Origin of the sequence: Vibrio sp. vnigr-6D03, assembly GCF_002835515.1 — a bacterium.
Lineage (GTDB): Bacteria > Pseudomonadota > Gammaproteobacteria > Enterobacterales > Vibrionaceae > Vibrio > Vibrio penaeicida.
The window spans coordinates 75,556-96,396 of record NZ_PIZL01000001.1; the positions used below are offsets into that span (position 1 = coordinate 75,556).

The 20,841-nt window shown below is 43.3% G+C and carries 14 protein-coding genes; 1 reads left to right on the plus strand and 13 read right to left on the minus strand.

All coding sequences use genetic code 11. From position 1 onward, the window contains the following. The 6 genes from CW749_RS00315 to CW749_RS00340 all read right to left on the minus strand — a co-directional run bounded on the left by CW749_RS00315 (nt 1) and on the right by CW749_RS00340 (nt 6,212). Nucleotides 1-1,230: a P-loop NTPase gene (locus CW749_RS00315; protein WP_004409257.1), complete on the minus strand. Its 1,230-nt coding sequence runs from the start codon at nt 1,228-1,230 to the stop codon at nt 1-3. Next, nucleotides 1,230-1,748, minus strand: coding sequence for a hypothetical protein (locus CW749_RS00320; protein ID WP_101109889.1), 519 nt, complete (start codon nt 1,746-1,748; stop codon nt 1,230-1,232). Before CW749_RS00320 ends, CW749_RS00315 begins: the two co-directional genes overlap by 1 nt. Beyond that, complete coding sequence (locus tag CW749_RS00325) at nt 1,745-3,073, minus strand: pilus assembly protein N-terminal domain-containing protein (RefSeq protein WP_101109890.1); 1,329 nt, start codon at nt 3,071-3,073, stop codon at nt 1,745-1,747. Before CW749_RS00325 ends, CW749_RS00320 begins: the two co-directional genes overlap by 4 nt. Nucleotides 3,074-3,085: 12 nt before the next feature. Further along, nucleotides 3,086-3,877, minus strand: a complete 792-nt coding sequence (gene cpaB / locus CW749_RS00330; protein WP_101109891.1) for a Flp pilus assembly protein CpaB — start codon at nt 3,875-3,877, stop codon at nt 3,086-3,088. A 91-nt stretch (nt 3,878-3,968) separates the two neighbouring features. Then, nucleotides 3,969-4,178 (minus strand): Flp family type IVb pilin, encoded by a 210-nt coding sequence (locus CW749_RS00335; RefSeq protein ID WP_101109892.1) that lies wholly within the window; start codon nt 4,176-4,178, stop codon nt 3,969-3,971. A gap of 594 nt (nt 4,179-4,772) precedes the next feature. Continuing rightward, nucleotides 4,773-6,212, minus strand: a complete 1,440-nt coding sequence (locus CW749_RS00340) for a glycoside hydrolase family 19 protein (protein WP_101109893.1) — start codon at nt 6,210-6,212, stop codon at nt 4,773-4,775. 595 nt (nt 6,213-6,807) lie between these two features. On the opposite strand from CW749_RS00340, the gene CW749_RS00345 reads away from it, so the two are divergent. Continuing rightward, complete coding sequence (locus CW749_RS00345; RefSeq protein WP_101109894.1) at nt 6,808-9,429, plus strand: beta-N-acetylhexosaminidase; 2,622 nt, start codon at nt 6,808-6,810, stop codon at nt 9,427-9,429. A gap of 147 nt (nt 9,430-9,576) precedes the next feature. Here CW749_RS00345 and CW749_RS00350 read toward each other — a convergent pair whose 3' ends face one another. From CW749_RS00350 to CW749_RS00380, 7 genes are all read right to left on the minus strand, one after another. Beyond that, nucleotides 9,577-10,695: a GGDEF domain-containing protein gene (locus tag CW749_RS00350; protein ID WP_180958289.1), complete on the minus strand. Its 1,119-nt coding sequence runs from the start codon at nt 10,693-10,695 to the stop codon at nt 9,577-9,579. Between the two features lie 86 nt (nt 10,696-10,781). Then, nucleotides 10,782-13,361, minus strand: coding sequence for a polysaccharide lyase family 8 super-sandwich domain-containing protein (locus tag CW749_RS00355; RefSeq protein WP_101109896.1), 2,580 nt, complete (start codon nt 13,359-13,361; stop codon nt 10,782-10,784). 333 nt (nt 13,362-13,694) lie between these two features. Continuing rightward, a complete protein-coding gene (gnpA, locus tag CW749_RS00360; protein ID WP_101109897.1) occupies nt 13,695-15,878 on the minus strand; it encodes a 1,3-beta-galactosyl-N-acetylhexosamine phosphorylase in 2,184 nt (727 codons plus the stop codon). A gap of 165 nt (nt 15,879-16,043) precedes the next feature. Next, nucleotides 16,044-17,213, minus strand: a complete 1,170-nt coding sequence (locus CW749_RS00365; protein WP_101109898.1) for a glycoside hydrolase family 88 protein — start codon at nt 17,211-17,213, stop codon at nt 16,044-16,046. Between the two features lie 253 nt (nt 17,214-17,466). After that, the gene (locus CW749_RS00370) at nt 17,467-18,657 is read right to left on the minus strand and encodes an MFS transporter (RefSeq protein ID WP_101109899.1); all 1,191 of its coding nucleotides are present in this window, start codon (nt 18,655-18,657) and stop codon (nt 17,467-17,469) included. A gap of 317 nt (nt 18,658-18,974) precedes the next feature. Beyond that, the gene (locus tag CW749_RS00375; protein ID WP_101109900.1) at nt 18,975-19,760 is read right to left on the minus strand and encodes an alpha/beta hydrolase; all 786 of its coding nucleotides are present in this window, start codon (nt 19,758-19,760) and stop codon (nt 18,975-18,977) included. Nucleotides 19,761-20,429: 669 nt separating this feature from the next. Then, nucleotides 20,430-20,750 (minus strand): hypothetical protein, encoded by a 321-nt coding sequence (locus tag CW749_RS00380; RefSeq protein WP_101109901.1) that lies wholly within the window; start codon nt 20,748-20,750, stop codon nt 20,430-20,432. Nucleotides 20,751-20,841 lie beyond the last annotated feature (91 nt).

The following is a 20,841-nucleotide window of genomic DNA, read 5'->3' on the forward strand; positions in this document are numbered from 1 at the left end:
TCACGCTCTCTTCACTAGGCGTTTAAATATGCTGCTCTTTTGCGACACTACGGATTCACCCAACATCAACGACGTTAGCTTGTGAATGCTCCCACTGATTCCCAGCTTGCTGTCACACAGTCGCTTGCCATCAAGGATCAATTCGCCCGCTTTCGGTTCATAAGGGAATTCCACATCAATGGGTTGTTTAAGGAACTTCACCACATCTTGCCGGCTAACGGTGGACGCTTTTTCAGGCATGGTGTAATTGAGAACGGTGATAAAACGCGCAGTGGAGTTCAACGTTTCCATTTTCGCAACCAACGACGCCATCGCTCTTAGGCACGAAACGGTCGGTTCTATCACCAAAACAACGATATCGCACTCACTTGCCATGTAATCCATATCGGCTTTACTGAACGACGAGCGCGATAAATCCTCAATGATGAAATTGTTTTGATCTGAAAGCTGATCCGACAACGTTCGCGTGTACTCTTTTAGCTGGGTTTCGTTCAGCTCATCCGAATCCACAGACAACAACGACAACATTGGGTTGACTGTTGTGGTCATGCTATGAGCGTACGATGCATCAAGGTTTGCGCTCAATGCACCCAATGAAATGGAACGCTTTTTAAAACGTTTCATCCCCAATAAAATATCGAGATTGCCGCCAAAGAAACTGTGATCAACCAAGACACAGTTGCTGTCTTTTTTGGTGGTCAGTTCATAGGCCATTTCGACAGAAAGTAAGGATGCACCTACCCCACCTTTTCCCCCAACAACGGCGACTTTCTTGGCGCTTCTGTTTTTACCTAAACCACTATTTCGATGACGGTTGTCATTAACGTTACGAACAAAGTCGATCAATTCCGGTTTAGTCACCGGCCAAAACAGGTAATAGAACCCCATGTCTTTGAGGTGTCGAATGGTTGATATCGCGTCTTCACTGCCTATTACGATAACCGACGCATGGTTAGGTAATAAGTGACTGATCTGGCGCATATCTTCCGTCACATTGTCGCTGATATTAAGCTCTACAATGACGATTTCGATGGTCGATTCACGAATGTGCTTGCGTATTTCAGCGTCGGTATTTTCCAACACTGCTGGCGCGCTGATCCCTTCAAAGCGGTACGCTTCTTCCACCAAATTTTTGCATTCTTGGGTTTGATGGAAGAGCACAGAGGTGATTTTTTCTTCCTGCTCGACGGGTGCCTTATCTGTTTTAAGCAGATCAACTAAGTCAAACATTACTGACCCTCACCGTTTTTTTGTGGCGAATTGGTCAACATTTTTTCTGGGTTTTCCATCGACTGCCAGCGCGCATTTTCGGCAAAGCAACCATACTTCACTCCACCATAAGAACCGACTTGCTCGTAATCACAACTTTCCACTTGCGCTCTATAGACCACCGTTTTGAATTCAAAATCAAAACGCTCGCCAAAACCTGCATCGGTTTGAATTATGCGGATTTGCTCTGGCGATACACCTTGCTTTTGAAGCTGGGCTTGCGTTTTTTGCGCCCACTTTTTGCCTTCACGCGTTCGCCAGCTGAGCTCAACGGTTTGGTTAACAATGACGTCCCAATGCTCTTTTACAAATTCATCCAGCTTCTTTTGCGCACTTTTTCTCTTGTTTTTTTCAATGTTCAGCGCAATAGAGTACGTTACTGGAACAACATGAATATCGGAGCCTGAGCGTTCAATTGCTTTGTCGGCACAACCGCTTAAAAAAAGAAAGATTGTTGCAACTAATCCTAGATTTCTCATTGCTTAAAGCCTCCGGTAGCCAGAATTTCATTTGCCCATGTTTCGCTCGCCTTTTGGTACTCTTTGTCTAACGCAAAGAAGCGAGATAAGGTGCTGGATTTCTTCATGGTTGGAAGCTGAACTTGAGATGGGTGAATCGGCTTCACTAAATTCACAGTCGCCACAATGATCAGCTCGGTTTTATTGCGCTTGGTGTCAGATTTTCTAAACAGCGAACCCAACACAGGAATGTCGCCGATATAAGGGATTTTTCTCAGCGATTCAATGTCTTCTGTGCTTAATAAGCCACCTAATACAAAACTTTGACCGTCGCCAAGCTCTACCGTCGTTCTTGCGCGACGTGTTTTTAGTGCTGGCAGGTTGTATTTGTCGTTTGAATATTGGGTATCGAGAGAGCTCACTTCCGGCATAAGGGACAATTTGATTTTCTCATCACGCAGTACTTTGGCCATCAGCTCCAAACGGATACCGAATTCTTTAAAGCGAACTTCGGTTGTGCCATCACGCACCAAAACGATAGGCAACTCACCACCGACTAGGAAGCTGGCGCTTTCACCTGAAATAACAGAAAGGTTGGGTTCCGCTAGAATCTGCCCGACGGTGTCATCACCACTGGCGCTGATGATAGAAACGATGTCATCCGCACTGAAATTCTTGATCATGTCGGCAAAGTTGCCCGCGGTATGCCCTAGGCTGCCGTATTCAACACCAAACTTTTCTAAAAACGAGTGCGATACTTCGGCAATGGAAAGCTTAACGTTGACCTGCTTAGTTGAGGCGACTTCAATGTTGTTTACGATGCCCTCAAAATGACGGCGCTTCATAAACTCCATTTCGTATTGGTTATCACCTAAGTCCCACTCTAGCTGGTAGTCTTCGGATTTTTTGCCCATCAACTCGCCAACCAGTATGTTGATCTCGTCTTTTTCTTGCTCGGTCGCTACCACACCACTAAGCACGACTTGTTTGCCTAGGTTATAAATGGTGACTTCCGCGTGAGGGTATTTAAGCTGAACTTGTTGCTGAATGTGCACCAAGCTTTTGTTGACGACTAAGTTACGGCTAGCAATGGTTTTGCCCGTTTCATCAAATACAAGCAAAGAGCTCGAGCCAAGGGATTTACCAAATACCACTACCTTGTGTTTATCAATAACTTGATAATCCGCTACTTTAGGGTTTGAAATGAAGACTGATGTGATTTCTTGTTCAGTAGATAAGCTTCTGGCTTCACCTTCAGCGAGGTTCCAGATACGGGCAGCTTGTCCGGGAAATGAGGCAAGCAAAGCCACAAAGATAAGCGCGTAGCGCTTAAGCATTAAAAGCATTGAGGTATTCCCTTATTTAATGGCAGATTCGCCAGCGCGGAATTCGGTGATAGAGCGAAAATCTGCGAGTACGTCACCCGCATCGGCTTGAAGATCTTCTGGTGCGTATTGCCCGATAGATTTATGCACTTCAAGTTCTGAAATTCTTTTGGCAACCGTCAGTTTGGCAACCTGCTTGCGTGTTAGCTCTAAGATAACGCTGACTTTTTGTATATCGGAGTTGTCCACGTCGTCAGATTGAGTAGAAATCGGCTTTTTGATTTGTAATGCCTTAACCCCAATTAACACCGGAGTTATGGACATGGTTCTGCGAAGCGAGTTGTTCGATGCCAATTCACTGTCTGGAAGTGACAAAGCAACCACATCAATCATGCTTCCATGTGAGATCACTCCGCCAATTACGTCGGAAGGCGACACTTCAATCGCATAAGGCACGCGATTCGCCGCAATGACATAGTGGATATAACCATCATCTTCTGGATTAATGATGTCGGCGTTATACAACATTTGATTGGCTGGCATGGAAGAGCGGAAAACCGACCCAATCACATGGCCTAATTCCACATCTTCAGACACCCCATATTCGAGTGCTTCTGATTCAGGGATGTAGCGGATTTTAAGGAGGTCCTGCTTAACAAAATCACCTTTGCTTACCGAAGACTTGAGCACCCACGTTTTCACTTTTGCTTCTTCGACCTTGGCGACTTCGGTCGTTTCGTCGTTTTGACTCAAGCTTCCTGCTAAACCATAAAGACCAAACAGAATAAAGAGAAACGCGAATGCAATGATAATTTTGTTTTTCAAATAGCAAACCTTCTCAAAATTACTAGAAGATGCGGTATCTAAATTACCGCACCACACAATATAAAATTGCTATAAAATAATAACTTTCAATTTATGGCGTAGGCGTCAGGAAAGTAGTAATTTTCCCCATAGCAGCCTTCATTGCTTTTTGTAATCCAGCGTTATCGTCGCCAAATACTGCGAATACAATTCCACTCATCGCAACTGCAATAATTGCGTATTCAATCGCTGTTACACCGCGCTCGTCTTTTTTGAAGTTTTCTAGTGTAAGTTGTGCGTTAACAAATAGTTTAGTAAGCATGTTGTTTATCCTTATTAATGAACATCAATAAGAAGTTATTGATGATTTGGGTAATTGGTGTTCATTTTATTGACACAGCAGATTTATTCAACGCACTTCACATTTTTATATGTAAGAACCAACAATATACACTTACAAAACCTGGTTGAATTTCAATCAAATCACTTTAATTCAACAAGTTAAAACGAAAAAACACCTTACATAAATAATAGCCTAACTCTGACAAAATATTGACGAAACCATGGAAAGAAAAATGACACAGAACAAAAAACCATCAAGACACTTCAGTAATTAATATTTTTAACAGTTTGTTAATACCGTTTATATTTGGAATGTTAACTTTTTACTCTTATAGATTTAACTCAGAAAAACGACTTAGCGTAATCTTAGGTTGAAAATAAAAGGTAGATATTAAATATATGAATTGAACATATAGGAGGGTTTGTTTAAATGGAGGGTAATTTAAAGGAGGTTAATAAAAGACTGGTCTAATAATTGTAGAATGAAGAAAATATTGTGTTCTTAATAAAAGAAATGTTGGAGTAGGAAAAATTATCCCTACCCCAACTTTGTGTTTATAACATATAGGCTTGATTATTGACCGTCTGGAATCACTTGCCCATTCGCGTCTGTCGCTCTTACGTTGAAGTGTTTTTCAACACAGTTTTCGTAATCACCACTAAACCACGCACTGTATGCAGTTTGGTAGCCGACTAGCTTACAGCTGAAGCTATGATTCCCCGGAGTATTGGCATCCCAACCCCAGTCTTTGTCCCAGTAAATCAACATCGCACCTGCGCCATCGGTGTTAAACGCTTTCATGTCTGCACAATCCAGTTTTTCACCTGTAATGTCTAAACCTAGCGTCGCTGTGATTTGCTTGTAGTACTTGATACGGTTCGCAGCTTGAGGTGTTGTTGTGCCTTTGCCGCATTCGTATGCACCGTTAATTATTTGAATGGTAGAACCAAAACCGTGTTCAATACCCTGTGCTTTGTCTGCTGCATTTGGCTGCCAAGTACCATCTATAACATGCAACATGCTAGGTTTTGGCGGCTGTGGGTACACATAAAAGAACACCGCAGAAGCCAAGTTCAACCAGGTATCAGCTACTAACGCAGGATTTTTAAGCAGTACATCTTTATCGCCAAACATGGCTTCAGAGAACGGACCATAGTTGTAGTTCCAACTTAGCTGTTTCGCGCCACGTCCAAAGTAGCTTTTTTGTGGTGCACATGGCCAACGTTCACCCGGCCAACCCGTACAAGCATTGTAGGTACCATTGTAAACGTCTTCCGATTTGTAACGCTCACGCAGGAAGTACAAACCTTGACGCCACTCAGGGTTACCTTTCGCACCATCCCAACCAGGAGCGTGCGCCCCTGTTTCCTGAACAAAGTGCGCAAACATAGTAGCGAGTGAACGCTTACAGATTTCGTCTGAATTTCTGCCGTCGGTATACGTTCGGCAGAATGCTGGGAATTTGGCTATGCCTTTTAAGAAATTGACGTAAGTGTACTTTTCATTACGAATTGGGAATAAAAAGTCCCACATCGCTTCATTCACTACTGATTCAACTCTTTGTACGTTTTCTGGGTTTGTTGAAAGAAGTGGCGATACCGCTTCAACAGATGCGTTGTCCAACGTTTGGATATCAGCACGAACCAATTCAAACAGTGGAGTGCTTGTTAAACTGTTTTCGCGTGCCAGTAATTCAGAGCGTGGCATCAGGTAACCACCTTTGCCGTCTGGAATCACAGTTTTCCCATTTGGATCAGGTTTCGGCGGATCAATTGGATCAACAGGTGGTTTGCCATCACAAGGTACTTCTGTCCAAAACCAAGCACTGGTTCCCGGGGAATCCCATGCGCCAGGGCTGTTTTTCGCTTCATAACAAACGTTGTTATGAATGACGACATCGCCATTCGTTACCGTTGTCTTACCTGGTTCCCACGTGATAATCGGCGGCGCAGCGGCCAAGGCTACCGATGAGAATGAAAGTGCTAACGTTAAAGACCCTATTAAACGTTTCATTGAATTTCCTTCTTTCAAATAATTCGAAAATAAGCGTAGAAGTAACATTTGCATTCGATGTCATAAGAAAGAAGTGTTTTTATAGTTTGCGAGCTAATTCATCAAATGAAACAACTATCATAATAATTGTCATACGAATTTGTGAGATTCAGTCAGATTTTTCCTTATAGAATCATGCATTCGGTAATATTATTCAAACAACGGAAACCAATAATTAAAATGTAAAACTCAACAATTACCCTCTAATCTTTTGATGTGGAAACTTTGATAAAAGTGTTTATTTTATAAACATAAAATATTATAAACATTAATATCAATACCAAGCGAAAATTGTTATAAATCAATTTAATACTTTAATGTCATTAATATCAATTACAAATTTCATTCCTTTATTTGCTGTACACCATATTTTTAATATTTTTATTTCGCTTCGCGAATTAAACGATTGAAAGTCTCTTGATAATTTCACTAAATAGGAAGTAGGAATGGGTTTGCAATGACAAGCTCATCAATATTATCAGGTTTATTCTGGTAACAGGATTAAGTAGTAGCCTGACATTGTTTCAACACGTATGAAAACATAAAGGATTGAGTTTTGAACTTTAAAGTAACTGCTTTGACCATGGCTCTAGCCCTTGCTAGTTCTGGCGTTTACGCTCAAACACAACAAGGTCTTCAAGCCACCGCTGATTCTCTGAATGTATCCACTTCGCTTGTGGTTAACCAACCTGCAGACTCGAAAGCAGAATGTCCTTGGGGACTTTGCTACCGTGCTGAAGTAACGATCACAAACACAAGTACCAATGCTGTAAATACAGATTGGGATATGTATTTATCAAGTATTCACCGCGTATTAGATACGCGTGGAGATTTATTTACTATTACCCATATAGATGGTGATTTGCATCGCGTTTCTCCAACTGCAAAATTTAAAGGCTTGCAACCTGGCGAATCTGTAACTGTTGAATATGATGCAGAGTACTGGCAGATCGTAAATAGCGACTTCATGCCAAACTACTATATTTCTTCTGAAGGTTTGGAAGGTGTTTTAATTAAAAACACAGCCGTTAAAGAAGCGGATACTGGCTTCGAAGATCTCTCTGGTTTCTTAACGCCAATTAGCAACAACCCTGCAGATACAGATCAATGGCGTCGTTTCGCTGGCGACCAAACTAACGTTGCAACAACTCAATCTCGTTTTGATAAAAACTCAGACGTTGCCGATCTAGGTCAATCTGCGGTTTCTGCTTCCATTATTCCTACGCCTGTTGAATTAACCATTCAAACTGGTTCTATCGATATTGCTGCTGGTCTTAACCTAAAAGTGGTTAACAACGCAGTTCGTGCTGACCAAGTTGAAGCAGTGAACGCTCGTCTTTCTCAACTCGGTGTAACAACCAACGCTGGTGTGGAAGTTAAGTTAATCAGCAACGCTGGTCACGAAGCATTTGTCGGTCGTGAAACGAAAGGTGCTTACACACTGCAAGTTGACGCTAGCGGCGTAACCATTGTTGGTCGTGATAACTACGGTGTATTCAACGGTCTTCAATCACTGGCTTCACTAGTCACTGTTGGCAGTACTGAACTTCCAAAAGTAACAGTAGATTACGATGCACCTCGCTTCGACTACCGCGGCATGCACATGGATGTTTCTCGTAACTTCCAAACTAAAGAGCAGGTTCTTAAGTTCCTAGACCAAATGGCCGCATACAAGATGAACAAATTCCACTTCCATCTAGCAGATGATGAAGGCTGGCGTTTGGAAATCCCTGGGCTTCCTGAGCTAACAGACATTGGTGCAAAACGTTGTCACGATTTAGACGAAACAACTTGTCTTCTTCCTCAGTTAGGTTCTGGTCCTGATCAAGCTGCAGAAAAGCAATACTACTCTGTAGCGGATTATGCAGAAATCGTAGCGTACGCACACGCTCGTAATATCCAAGTCATCCCATCTATGGATATGCCTGGTCACTCCAAAGCAGCAGTTGTTGCAATGGAAGCACGTTACAAGACTTACGCAGCACAAGGCGATTTGGTGAAGGCTGAAGAGTACTTGCTAACTGACCCAGATGACACAACTAAGTACTTCTCTGTTCAAAACTACACAAACAACACTATCAACCCATGTATGGAGTCTAGCTTCAAGTTCATGGATAAAGTGATTGGCGAGATCGTTAACCAACACCGTGATGCTGGTCAGCCTCTTACTGATTACCATATCGGTGCAGATGAAACAGCAGGCGCTTGGGTAGAGTCTCCTCTATGTAAAGAGATGTTTGCAGTTGAGTGGAACGGTATCAATAACGTTGATGACCTTGGTCCTTACTTCATCCAACGTATTAGCTGGATCCTAGAGAAATACAGCCTAACTCTGGCTGCATGGAACGATGGATTGAAGCACGGCGAATACATCAACCCGCACACATTGGCAGGTGAAGGAACGTCGGCTTACGCATGGAGCACATTGTTCTGGGGTGGCGCAGACGAAACACACACTATCGCTAACACGGGTTACGACGTTGTTGTTTCATCTCCAGATTCCACTTACTTCGACTTCCCATACGAAGTTGACCCTGCGGAGCCAGGATACTACTGGGGTTCTCGTGAAACTGATACTCGTGAAGTGTTTGGATTCATGCCTGAAAACCTACCTGCAAACTCTGAAACTATGCTCGACCGTATGGGCGCTCCAATGGAGTACGCTGCTGGCGGTGTTGCACTAAACAGAAGCTTCAAAGGTATTCAAGGTCACCTATGGTCTGAAACAATCCGTACAGCACGTCAACAAGATTACATGGCATTCCCACGTGTTCTTGCAATGGCTGAGCGCGCATGGTCTAAAGCTGATTGGGAATTGGATTACAATGCTTCTACCACGTTCAAGTCTAACGTTGATGGATTTGTAGGTACTTCTCACGTTGATACAGCAACACGTGATGCTGAGTGGGAAACGTTTGCAAACGCATTAGGCTACAAAGAACTTGCGAAACTTGACCAGGCTGGCGTCTACTACCGTCTACCTGTACCAGGTGCGAAAATCGAAGCAGGTAAATTGGTTGCTAACTCAAGCTTCCCTGGTGTAACTATCCAGTACTCTGTGGATGGCACAACTTGGGCTGACTACGATGCATCTAACCAACCTTCTGTAACTGCGGGCGTTAAAGTTCGTACCGTTGCAACAAATGGTCGTGTTGGTCGCTCTGTCGAAGTGAAGTAATTGAAAACACAAGCAGCCGTAAACTAATACTTGTTTATGGTCTGAAATAATCAAAAGCCCTTTAGATTTATGCTAAAGGGCTTTTTAGTTGAAACAAATTGAGTAATTCAATTTTCAAAACAGTATATGAGTTCGTGAAATCGCGTTTTACGCACAAACCTTAAAGCCTGCCGCTTTTTTAGCCATGTACATTTTTTTATCTGCATTATGAATTAACGCATCGACGTCAGTATCTCCATCTTCGCCATGTTGGGCGATACCAATACTTAGAGAGTATTTGGGGAATTCCTTTTTAAACTGTTCGATCAAGCTTTCGACAAACTTCACCGCTTTAGAAGCTCGGCAATTGATCATTGCCAAACAAAACTCATCTCCTCCTTGGCGACAAGCAATGTCAGATTCAGACGGAAGTTCTGACAGTAAGAAGCCAATGTGCTTTAACACTCTATCCCCTTCTTGATGTCCATGATCGTCATTAATTCCTTTGAAGTCATCAACATCTAAGTACACGACAGAAACCGACATACGATTTTGCTTCGACAGCAACAATGCTTTTCTTAATGAATCTCGGAATGCTCGAGAATTGTACAGCTCAGTTAACGGGTCCCTGTTCGCGAGTGCCGTCAAACTCTCCACTTTCGCTTCTAGAGACTTCACATAAGTATCTGTTTTTGCCTTAATATCTTGCATTTCATCCATTAGCCCACCTATGTAAGTATCTAGAATCCATGACGTATCGAATGCAATGAGTTTACTGACGCAGTTAATCGTTGATTGTCGTTCGTTTGCGTTTTCTATGATTGTTTCTAACTTGTTGGATATACATCGAATCAAAAAACGTTCTGCGGATAGAAAATACTTGGGTTCAACCCCAATGCGCTTATGGACGAGACCAATTCGAAGCCGGTTGTTAACGTACTCAGAATCATAAAAGCCCGAGAACAAGTCGAGGATGTATCGGTGTAACCCGGTTTTAAGTCGGTTAAAAGTTTCACTGTCGCCAATTAAACGGGGGACATATTCGTCTCGAACCAAGAGATCGTAAAACTCACCAATTAAGTCGTGAACATGAGGCTCTATTTTCCTGCGATAGGTATGAAGCCTTTCAAGTTCGAGATCAGATAACTCAAACAATCTCTTACGCAAATTTACTTCCAGTTCAGTTACCTGAAATTGCTCATAAAGTGATTGTTGAATTCGTCTATCCATAGCGGCTACAAAATCGTTGAAGATGTAAACATTGTAGTCAAAGATTACTGATAGCACAGAAAACGGCTCCATTTAAGGAGCCGTTGTATTCATTCTAGAAGTGTTGTTGCCTACTCTAGACTGTAGTAGATAATAGCCGCCACTTACGGTGTGATAACAAGCTGCGCCCCTAGCCCACTTTCTCGGCTAGAAAAAGCGACATCCGATTTACCACTGGCGTTACCTTTGTTTTCAACCGACAAGCTCAGCGACGTGCTTTGGAGCAAATCAGACACATCCACTTCAATCCACGAGTTTTTGTCTGCGGGTTGCAGTTGAATTTGTGAACCAATTTTTGCTTCTGAAGGTAAATTAGACCACGTTACATTGCTTTCTTGCCACTGACTGTTCGCTAAGCGAGATATCGTAAGGGTGCGGTTAGCGTCTGTGTTCACATTTTTCACGTGAAGTCGCAATGTCGCTTTGGACGAAGGTGAAATGTCTTGTGCAGACAAATCAAACTTAAACACAGCTTTACGGCTGTAGCTCAATCCATCCTTTTTAACGGTGAGGTAACTGTTTGCACCATAGCTGTTACCAGCGTACATTCCGTCTCGAACAAACGCATCTGCACTTACATTGACCGTCGCTGGTCGAACAATGACAGGGGCATTAAAATCCACATTTACACTCTGTCCAAGCTGATTTGCATTTCCAAACGTGTACACGGTGGTCGATTTAGAAGATGTCCCATTATTGAATGTAATACCTACTCCAGTACTGGTTCCCGGTGTAGATAGCGTGATTTTTTCAACAGGACCCGACTGATCAACCAGCACAACACTTGGTTTTGTCACCGTGACTGTCGAGCCATTCGTCAGTTCCAACGAACCTGCATTGTGGAAAACAATTCCAGTTACGTTTAACCCGTTATGACGAACTGCTTGGATCGAGGAAGTATTACTCAATACTGCAACCGGAATGGCTGATGCGTATTGCTCGGTCTGAGAAACAGTCTTATTCGGAGAGACAATGTATTGATAGGTCGCATTGGTAGGCTGCCAACTGTGCCCAACGCGCAACATGAATACATCATCAGTCACAACTTTGTCTTCTCCTCCCGTATTAATGGTTCGCCAGTTACCCGTCTTGGTCTCATTGTCCATGTGACCGTACCAACGATCTGGGAAGATATAGCCTACATTGTCGTGGTGTACCCAGCCCGATTCCACCAGCTTACGACTGCCTTTTGTGTAGGTTTGACCATCGACAGTAACGGGGCCTCTTAAGCGAGTTTGGTTAACTGTCGTGCTCACGTATTCTTCATGAGTAGAAGAAATCCCTGCCCCAAGCGCAACTAGCTCATCGTTAAAGCTAAACCACGCTTTTTTGGCTTGGGTGTTCTGGATATTCATATCCATTACAGTGACACCATATTTCCCATTAGAAACACCGCCAACAAACGTAGTTTGCTGTTCAATTTGCCCCCAATCTTTAGGTTTAGGCGCAATATTTGGTGCTGTTACTCCGGGTACAAGCGCCCAGTTCCAAACAGGGAAAATATTGTGGTATTCATCGCCCGTTTGCATAATGAATGTGCTACCAAAACCGAGCCAATAACCCAGCAAGTTTTCACCATTGCCCGCTTCGGTAGGCTCTATTCGGGCGGAGTTCATCTTAATGCCAATGAAATGCTCAGGACCCACTTTCGTCGAATAGTCTGAACGCCAGAATGATTTGAAACCGTTTAACCCGGAACTTCCACCTTGAATGTGTTGTTTAAACGCATTTGCTTCACTGGCACGCTGTGGATCTAGCGCGGCAATATAGTCGGTTTGTTTAATTAACTTGGACATGTTCGGCGTCATTTTCCGCGCAATTCCACGTCCCATAGCGTTGTAATCAAGCGTGCCTTTACTGTTAGTCCAACGCACTCCTTCTAGAAAATAGTTGGCTAATAGTTCATGGCTTTGAGCCGAGAATTTCCAAGAGAGGTCACGAACTTGGTAAGCCCAAAAAGACGCCGTACCAAAGAACACTTCTCCATACCCGCGAGTGTATAGCTGCGGACCGTGCTGCTGGAAAGAGAAATCGGCTTGAATGCCCTCTTCACTGGTAACCACAATGGTTTCTTCAATACCATCTAGCCCTCTTCCTACTTGTGCGGTGTCGCCATTTAGCAACCCGCCCCAAATCACACCTTTGGAAAGGTCGGTTCGGTTAGCACCTGTTTTGCTCGGGCTGGATGGCATGTCCTGTGCGATCTTCGTAGTCAGATTGGTAGGCAGCTGCTCACCAAGCATCATGGCAATTGGTCCTAAGCGGAGTTGCTTACCAATATCGTTCCACCACCAATTGTCATTAACTGGGTTAATGGCATACCAATGGTTTAAACCATTAATGACGGCTTGAAATGCTTGTGGATTGACATTCAAATAGTGCGCTGCTGCCACTGCTTTTAGTCGATCTAAATGCTGGCGAATCGGTTTTTCTTCCGTTGCCATTATGCTGTAATCGATATCGGGCCAGCTACCATCGCTGTTTTGGGTTGATATGTATTGTTGAACCAAACCCGATAGTGTTTCACCTTTGCTAATAGCAGACGCAGATTCCTGATCAGCATAATCGGGGGCGACACGCTGCTTTAAGGTGGAAATATCATTCGCAAATGCCAACTGACTAGCCAGTAAAACAGGCACGATACAAATGTGTTTTATGTACTTGGAGGCGAGTGTATTTATCATTAGTGCTTCCTGATTTGTAGGGTACATTGGTGCTGAATTCCCAAAAGGAAAACAGCCTAAGAAGCCAACTTGTTTCGATTTAATTTTATGAAGTTATATATTGTTATCTCATGCCAATACTGCTGGCTTGAGTTCAATCGAGACACTATCAAACACAATAAAGGAACACCATTTCAAAATATAAAAAATGGAATTTCTATCTTGATTAGGTTACATTTTGTGATGTAACTCATCTCGCCTATGAGACAAAATAATCAGCGATTTTTAGGAAGAAAATGTAAGCAAGCTCAGAATTGAGCTTGCTTGAAAAGGCGATCTTAGATGATTGATAAATTAAGAAAACCAACGCCACTCATAGGGCTTAAGTTGAATTAACCTAATGTTGCCCTGATGGTCTAGCACTTCTAAAGACTGAGCTTCGTTGCTGAAGTTAACGGCGGTCGCTTTACCAGTTTCAGGGAAGTAAGCACAGTCAACATCTGGATGCGAAGACAACCACGCATGCTCATCGTTTTCATGCTGCCCTAGCCAGACCAGAACATGCTGGAGTAATCGAGCGTTATCCATCGAAAACGGCAGATTACCAAGGTACACCGCGCGCCCTTGCCCATACTCGCGTGCCGTTAACGCCAAATGCTGCCCTTGCGCGGAAATTACATCAATATCATCTGCCTGAGGGTACACATAGCTTGGGTTACCAAAATCTATACTGCCGTTTAGCTGCTTGAACAAGTAGTGTTCTCGGTTTACTTGAACAGGCATGGCAACACGCCCCATTGTAAGTGCCGTTTCCTTTTCCAACCCAAACACGTCACCCAACTGGAAGTATCGACCATTTTTTTGATAGGCAGAAGGATCGCATACACCCAATAGCCCGCCACCTTGTGCGACAAATTTACGCAATGCCACCAGCACTTCGGGCTTGTCCCAGTGCTCTCCTCCACTCCATGCTGAGTTCGCATCACCTGTGTTGATGATGACTTTGATGTCACTAGAGATGCCTTTGTCTGCTATATCATCAAAACTGATGAATTCCACTTCAAATGGCAGACCAGACAAACACTCAAGTAGATTATTGCCTACAAATTCCATCACATCTGGGCGCGGTGGAACATAGAAACGCTGGTCTCTCGCTTGGTTTTGCAGCCAACTGCGCGTTTTACCCCATGCGCTGAGTACGGCAATTTTACCCGGGATTTTTTGTGATTCGGTTCGTTGTGTGTGTTCTAGGTATTCCCCAAACTGCGCCGAAACCTCTGTTACATGATCGATAAAGTGCGGGAATTTATTCGCAAGCGACAAGTATCCACCATAGCCAATTCTGTCTAGCGGTTTTTGCAACATGGCTCGACGAATCTTCGTCCAGTTAGACATCGACTCAATAACCGGATCGTTTCCTTCACGGAATACATCGGGGAAGAAATAGGGGTAAAAACGAGCTTCGCGAACTTGGTCCCCCGATGAATCGGTTAACCTACGCAAGGCGACACCATCTTCAACTGCACCGATATTGATATCCAAGCCAATTTTTTGATAACTCGCTAGGAACGGTTCTGTACCTATCCAGTGATCCCCTTGAAACATGGCTGTTTTTTTACCAGCCTTATGCGCCATTTCTACCAGTTCACCAGCAAAATCCACAACAAAATCCTGCACGAAAGTCATCCAGTCTTGGTAACGCTTTGAAGGCACTTTATACGTCCCGTTGTAGTAGCCAGCATCAACAAAATCTTCCGGTGTTAGCGCGTAGCCAAAGCGTTCTTCAAAGTCCTGTAAAGCTCTTGGGCTTACGGTTTCGCCGTAACCCGTCCAGTCTCGATAAATATCCTGATTTTTTTCACCGGTATCGATAACAAACAAGAAAGCAAACGTCGTGAAGCGCACCACAGAGGTATTCGGATGTGTCTCAAGCCAATGAGCAAAATGCTTGATCAAGTGCGCTCGACATTCTGGGTGATATGGGTCAAGGCTTTTAATCCTCGGGCCTTTCCAGTCGTTGGTCAGTGCGTTATACATGGAAACGCTGTCCCAAACTTGGCGAGCCATAAAGGTAACGGCGTATTCATGGTAGAGGGTAGCGTTACTGACAACGACTTGCTGTTTCGCCGTATCAAATACCCAAAGTTCAGGACTGACGACTTCATTCGTTGTGCGGTTTCGCACTTCCCACCATGTTTTTGGATCGCTGTCGTCATCAAGCTCGTATTTGTCTTTGCTGTACCCATCCAACGGCTGGATAACAATATCCTCAGACATTGCAGTAACTGGAAACGACATCAAATACTTACGATGAAGGTATTCTGGGTGCTGGTTAGCAAACTCTTGATCCGCTCGCACCAAGCAATTCACGGAATATATATCGCTGTCTTGCTGCGCTAAAGAATCTGGCATCGTTGTGCCATCGCTATCTCGAAGGGCATCGGCCTGCCAGCGCTGAAATAAATCCAAAACTACGTCTTCCTGACCTGTTTCAACAGGCAGGGTCATATGACCTTTACGAGAGGCATGTGTTGTCATCATAGGCTCCAAAAAAACTATCGGATCAAATCTGGATGTGGGCTCAATCAGAGCCCTATAGAAAACCGCTTATAAACGGGCGGGTATCGCCCGATTTAGACTGTGTTTCCAAAAGAGTTGTTACCAAAAGAGCTGTTACCAAAAGAACAGCTATCAAAGGAACTGCTACCAGAAGAACTTCTGGTATCCATTCGCGCGCATCAAGGCTTCTAAGTAATAGTAGTCACCATAAGGAAGCATGTTGTCGCACAGCCCGACCTTTACAAATGAAGCGCCGTGAGCGAGCAAACCAAGCGCGTTATGGTCTGCAGTTAAATCGCAGCTATCCATCAAGCCTTGAAGCATATACATTCCCCAATCTCGATATGGTTTGGCTTCTTCCTCATCTTCAATACACTGCGCAATTAGCAGTAAACCAGCCGCCGTAATGGCACCAGCAGAACTGTCTTTATATTGAATTTCATCCGCAGGTAAGGAGTAATCCCACACAGGAACACCATCAGGGGTAATATGCTCTACTGCGTATTTCGCCAGCTTTTTCGCCAACTCTAAGAAGTGCGTTTCGCCCGTGTACAAGTAGGTTTGTGCAAACCCATGAATCGCCCAAGATTGACCACGAGCCCAACATGACTCGTCGGCATAACCTTGGAAGGTCTCACCTTTGATAGGCTCCTGAGTCACAGGGTGGAAATTGTAAGAGTGATAAGTAGAGTAATCGTCACGAACAATGTATTTAGCCAAGGTCTCACTGTGACGCTTCGCCGCCTTCGCATACACGGGTGACCCTGTCACCTTAGAAGCCCAGAACAACAATGCTGTATTCTGCAATGAATCGATAATCGACTTACCTTGCGTGATTTCAGGCCCTAATGGGTGAGTGTCATTCCACGCAACGATGTAGCCGCCAATCTTTCTAAAACGATGAATCAAATGGTCTGCAGCGCGAATCGCCATCATTTTGGATTCTTCATCACCTGTTAGATTGTAATCTGCTACGCAACTTAAGCTGTACTGGAAACCTAAATCATGATCCAGCCAAAACGGGTCAAGCAACATGTCGGCAAAGTAAGACTTACGCAGCTTGGCGCTGTTTTTAAACTGCTCTTGCGCCGTCATCTGGTAGCAAAGCCAAAGTTCACCCGTCCAGAAAGAGGACACCCAATCAAATTGATCGCAATACTGCCATTGGTTTTCTTCAGTACCAATTTTAGGGTTTCGCTCACCAATCTTTGGGATGTTTCGTTTGATGGCTTCTACCACAACAGGTAGATGATTCAACACGCGCTGCTCATCAAGCGTTGCAGGCAGCTCCGGCAAAATAACGTTGTCAGTCATGAAGTTACTACTCTCTTATCTTTCACTTTACACAGCATCAAGTGGCGGTGTTTTTGATAAATCGAATAGTACTTGAGATTAGGGAAAGAAAAATGCAGCTCGCTCACATTTTTAAAACATCGTTTCAAAATTAAATGTTATAAGAAGAATAAAATAAATAAGAGCAAAGAAAACCAAAAAAGGCTAAAGAATCCTATCTTTAGCCTTTTGTTACTCTTCAGCCTTGTCTTACCTAGGCTATTCGTTTAAACAACTATTCGGGTTGATATTGCTGAGAGTTGAATTTGGTTTGATTGGAGAGTACAAGTAAAAACAACACCACCATAAGGGACGCTGCAAACCAAAATGGCAAGCTTTGATTAGTTTGGTATAGGACCGTTGCAACAATCGGTACCACAATAGAAGATAGCCCTTGGGCAGCAGAGATGGTTCCCGCTGCTGCACCTTGTTCATCCTCACCAACTGAGTTAGCAGTGATCGCTTGTATCGCCGGAAACAGAAGCCCTATCCCTACCGCCATAAATACATAACCCAGAATCAAAACAACAGCCGACTGGGCGAACGATGAAATGCACAAACCAGCGAGCGCAGCTAAGGGACCGATCATGCAGCTTTTAAGCAGCAAGTCACTCTTACTTTTGGCTAAAAAGCCTTGAGTAATAACCAGTGTGACCCCAGTAATGGTTAAAACAATACCTGAAAGTTGCGCCGTTTCTTCCGCTGTTTCGCGGATACGATCTAAGACGAAAAAGCCAATGATGATTTGGGCGGTAATAACGGCGAACATGCAAAAGAACATGGCTAACGCAGGGAAGCGTAAGCGGGCATCAAAAAAGCTGATGGTGCTCTCTGAAGGTGCGACACGTGCTTTCGTTTCTGGTAGTAGAAGCTTAATAAACACCCACGCAATAATTGGTAATGCCGCCAATACATACAAAGGCAGTATAAGGGAATACTGTGACAACCACCCTCCCAGCGCAGGCCCCGCAACCAAACCTATAGCACTTGCCGCCCCAATGCTTGCCATTGCGCTTTGTCGCTCTTCAGCAGTAGTGATATCCGCAACGAACGCCGAACTAACAGGTGTAATAGCCGCCAAAAATAAGCCAACCAATGCGCGAGCGACTATCATGCCCATAAGGATTACAAACGTGTTAAACGTCGCTTGCAGTGATAAATCCAACCATACCGTCATCAATATAAATGAGATGGCGTAGCCAAAAGTGGCAATCAGCAACACAGGCTTTCGTCCTTTCTTGTCACTGATGGAGCCCCATTTTTTTGCACTGAGTAGCCAAGTAATGCCCGACATTGCCACCACCAGCCCACCATGCCATTCCAGCAAACCTACTTCTCGAATGATAGGACCAATCACTGGAATGATGGACATCATTGCAGTCATGCAAACCGCGTTTAATATAAATAATTGCTTGAGGGGGCTCATAATAGGGATTTCCGAATCAATACGTCAAAATACATCCCGTTGAATATACAAGTTATAAATTTTGATTAAAAGACTTAATAGTAAAGATTATCATTATCACTTAAGATTGAGATCAAATTGGGGTATTCGACCACGATAATCTTCCACTATTTCACCAAGACCTTGCTCCAATCAAAGTGAGTGAGTTTAGCTTAACGCACTTTGCGCTACTTCTACTAAGACACTTATTTATATAATTGGGTAATACAAGGCTACTAAAATGACCCAACAACTGCAGGAGGAAACTCTCAGCGGCTATTGGACCAGAAATAGCGAGATCAGCAAATAAGGTGTTCTTTAAAGAATCCCAATATCGTGTGTATTGCTTGCTTTGTGCAGACTTGGTTATCAACAACATCGAATGCGTGATTAGAGTTGGGCAAGTTAAGTAAACTTAAAGGCTTATTGTGTTTCAAGCATTGCGACGCAAATGAATCAATTGAATCGTTTAACCCTGGCATTTCGTCTTTCCCTGCTCTTACAACCAAGATTGGTGGCAGATTAGCTAATAATCCCACATTGACTGGATTAACAAATCCAAATGACTTCGAGGCATCATCAACGGCTTGTGCGCCACCCTCATCTATCGTATAGCCATATAAGAAAGCCGCACATTTGACTTGTGTTTTTTCAGTAAGAACAGATAACGCATTGGGCACATTTCCAGAGCAAGACCAAATAGAGACTTTGTTTGGATCGATACCAAGAGCGGCGGCGTTGTCGTCCAGAAACTCGAGCAAGGTGAAAATGTCTTTTTCAGGATTAACATTCGAGTAAGTGATTGCCACAATCCCCGAACTAGCAAAGAGCTGCGCCCAAGATATATATTGCTGTACATCTTTGAGCTTCATTCCCGTCATTTGTTCAAAGCCAAAATCTGGGTACCCAGTAACAAAAATGACGACTGGAACACGGCTTTTCATCGACTTAGGGTAATAAATATCCATAACTAGCGAAGGATCTAAGCCGTACGATACATTTGATTCACAGTGACTATCAAAGTCGACTGGATAGTGGATTTTTGAAGTGAAAAGTGGATTTGCGTTTTGTGTTGAATGGCTCATTAGCATTTTCTCTTTTTGATGGATTCAAGAGAAAATTTAAATGCCCTGAAAAGGCGAAGTATGGAGAGAAGTGAACAACGGGATTCAAATAATGGAGATATGGTAGGCATCATAGAGGAACAGGTCAAGCGTTGTTTTGCGAAATAATCCCTCAATAAAAAATGAGAGTGATAGCTAAACAGACAAAAAGGCTAAAGAGTAGTTTCTTCAACCTTTGCCTTAATGAGTGTCTCTTTAAACGTTGTTTCTACTTTATAAGCATGATTGATGTTGCACCATGATACGACCAGCTTTCACAGGAATCTGTATACCAGAGTTTAATTTTATTTCCGCTGACTAATGCTGACATAGCAGTACTATAGGCCCTTCCTCTGCGAGCGTCCGTATCTGACTTAAACATCCATTTGTTCGCTACGCATGAATTCGTATAAACAGAGCCACCGCTTGTCTGAATAACAATGAGGTCTGTTTTACCTTCAGTAAAAACCGACTCAACAGTTAGTGGCTCAGTCTACCCTTGAGCAAATGAACTGGCTGACAGAACAAACAAAGAAGCACACAATAATTTTTTAAACATTGAACCACCTAAATTACATATTTTATTTACAGAATTGGGAAATATTTTTACCGAGAGCGAACAGGTATATTTCCTTGTTCGATTGTTATGTCTTATCTTGCTGAGATATAAGTAGCCTCGCACGAGTCACCATTCCCCCTAACACCAAACCTTATCGTATTCCCCGTCGTATAGACCATTAAGGCTTGAGATAAAAAAGCTGAATTTGCAGGGCGATTTTCTGTGCCAAGGTAAACAATATTATGATTACCACATGTAAAATTTGATTTTGGTCCACTTCTAGGATTATCGATAAAAATATAGGCACTACCGTTTTCATCGACATTTACCCACTTTACCTCACCAGTCCAATTTTCGATTGCAAAAGCCTGAAATGAGACCGCGAATAAAAATATGCTTAATAGTGCTTTCATAACCCTTCCTTTGATAAATATAACGCTTAGTTTACGCGGCAGACAACACGTTGGTCACCGGATAAAAACTCTAACCGGAATAGAGAGTTAA

What these genes read in the sequence shown, in the direction of transcription:
- CW749_RS00315 (WP_004409257.1), bottom strand. Translation starts at nt 1,230, where the DNA reads ATGTTTGACTTAGTTGATCTGCTTAAAACAGATAAGGCACCCGTCGAG.
- CW749_RS00320 (WP_101109889.1), bottom strand. Translation starts at nt 1,748, where the DNA reads ATGAGAAATCTAGGATTAGTTGCAACAATCTTTCTTTTTTTAAGCGGT.
- CW749_RS00325 (WP_101109890.1), bottom strand. Translation starts at nt 3,073, where the DNA reads ATGCTTTTAATGCTTAAGCGCTACGCGCTTATCTTTGTGGCTTTGCTT.
- CW749_RS00335 (WP_101109892.1), bottom strand. Translation starts at nt 4,178, where the DNA reads ATGCTTACTAAACTATTTGTTAACGCACAACTTACACTAGAAAACTTC.
- CW749_RS00340 (WP_101109893.1), bottom strand. Translation starts at nt 6,212, where the DNA reads ATGAAACGTTTAATAGGGTCTTTAACGTTAGCACTTTCATTCTCATCG.
- CW749_RS00355 (WP_101109896.1), bottom strand. Translation starts at nt 13,361, where the DNA reads ATGATAAATACACTCGCCTCCAAGTACATAAAACACATTTGTATCGTG.
- gnpA (WP_101109897.1), bottom strand. Translation starts at nt 15,878, where the DNA reads ATGACAACACATGCCTCTCGTAAAGGTCATATGACCCTGCCTGTTGAA.
- CW749_RS00365 (WP_101109898.1), bottom strand. Translation starts at nt 17,213, where the DNA reads ATGACTGACAACGTTATTTTGCCGGAGCTGCCTGCAACGCTTGATGAG.
- CW749_RS00370 (WP_101109899.1), bottom strand. Translation starts at nt 18,657, where the DNA reads ATGAGCCCCCTCAAGCAATTATTTATATTAAACGCGGTTTGCATGACT.
- CW749_RS00375 (WP_101109900.1), bottom strand. Translation starts at nt 19,760, where the DNA reads ATGAGCCATTCAACACAAAACGCAAATCCACTTTTCACTTCAAAAATC.
- CW749_RS00380 (WP_101109901.1), bottom strand. Translation starts at nt 20,750, where the DNA reads ATGAAAGCACTATTAAGCATATTTTTATTCGCGGTCTCATTTCAGGCT.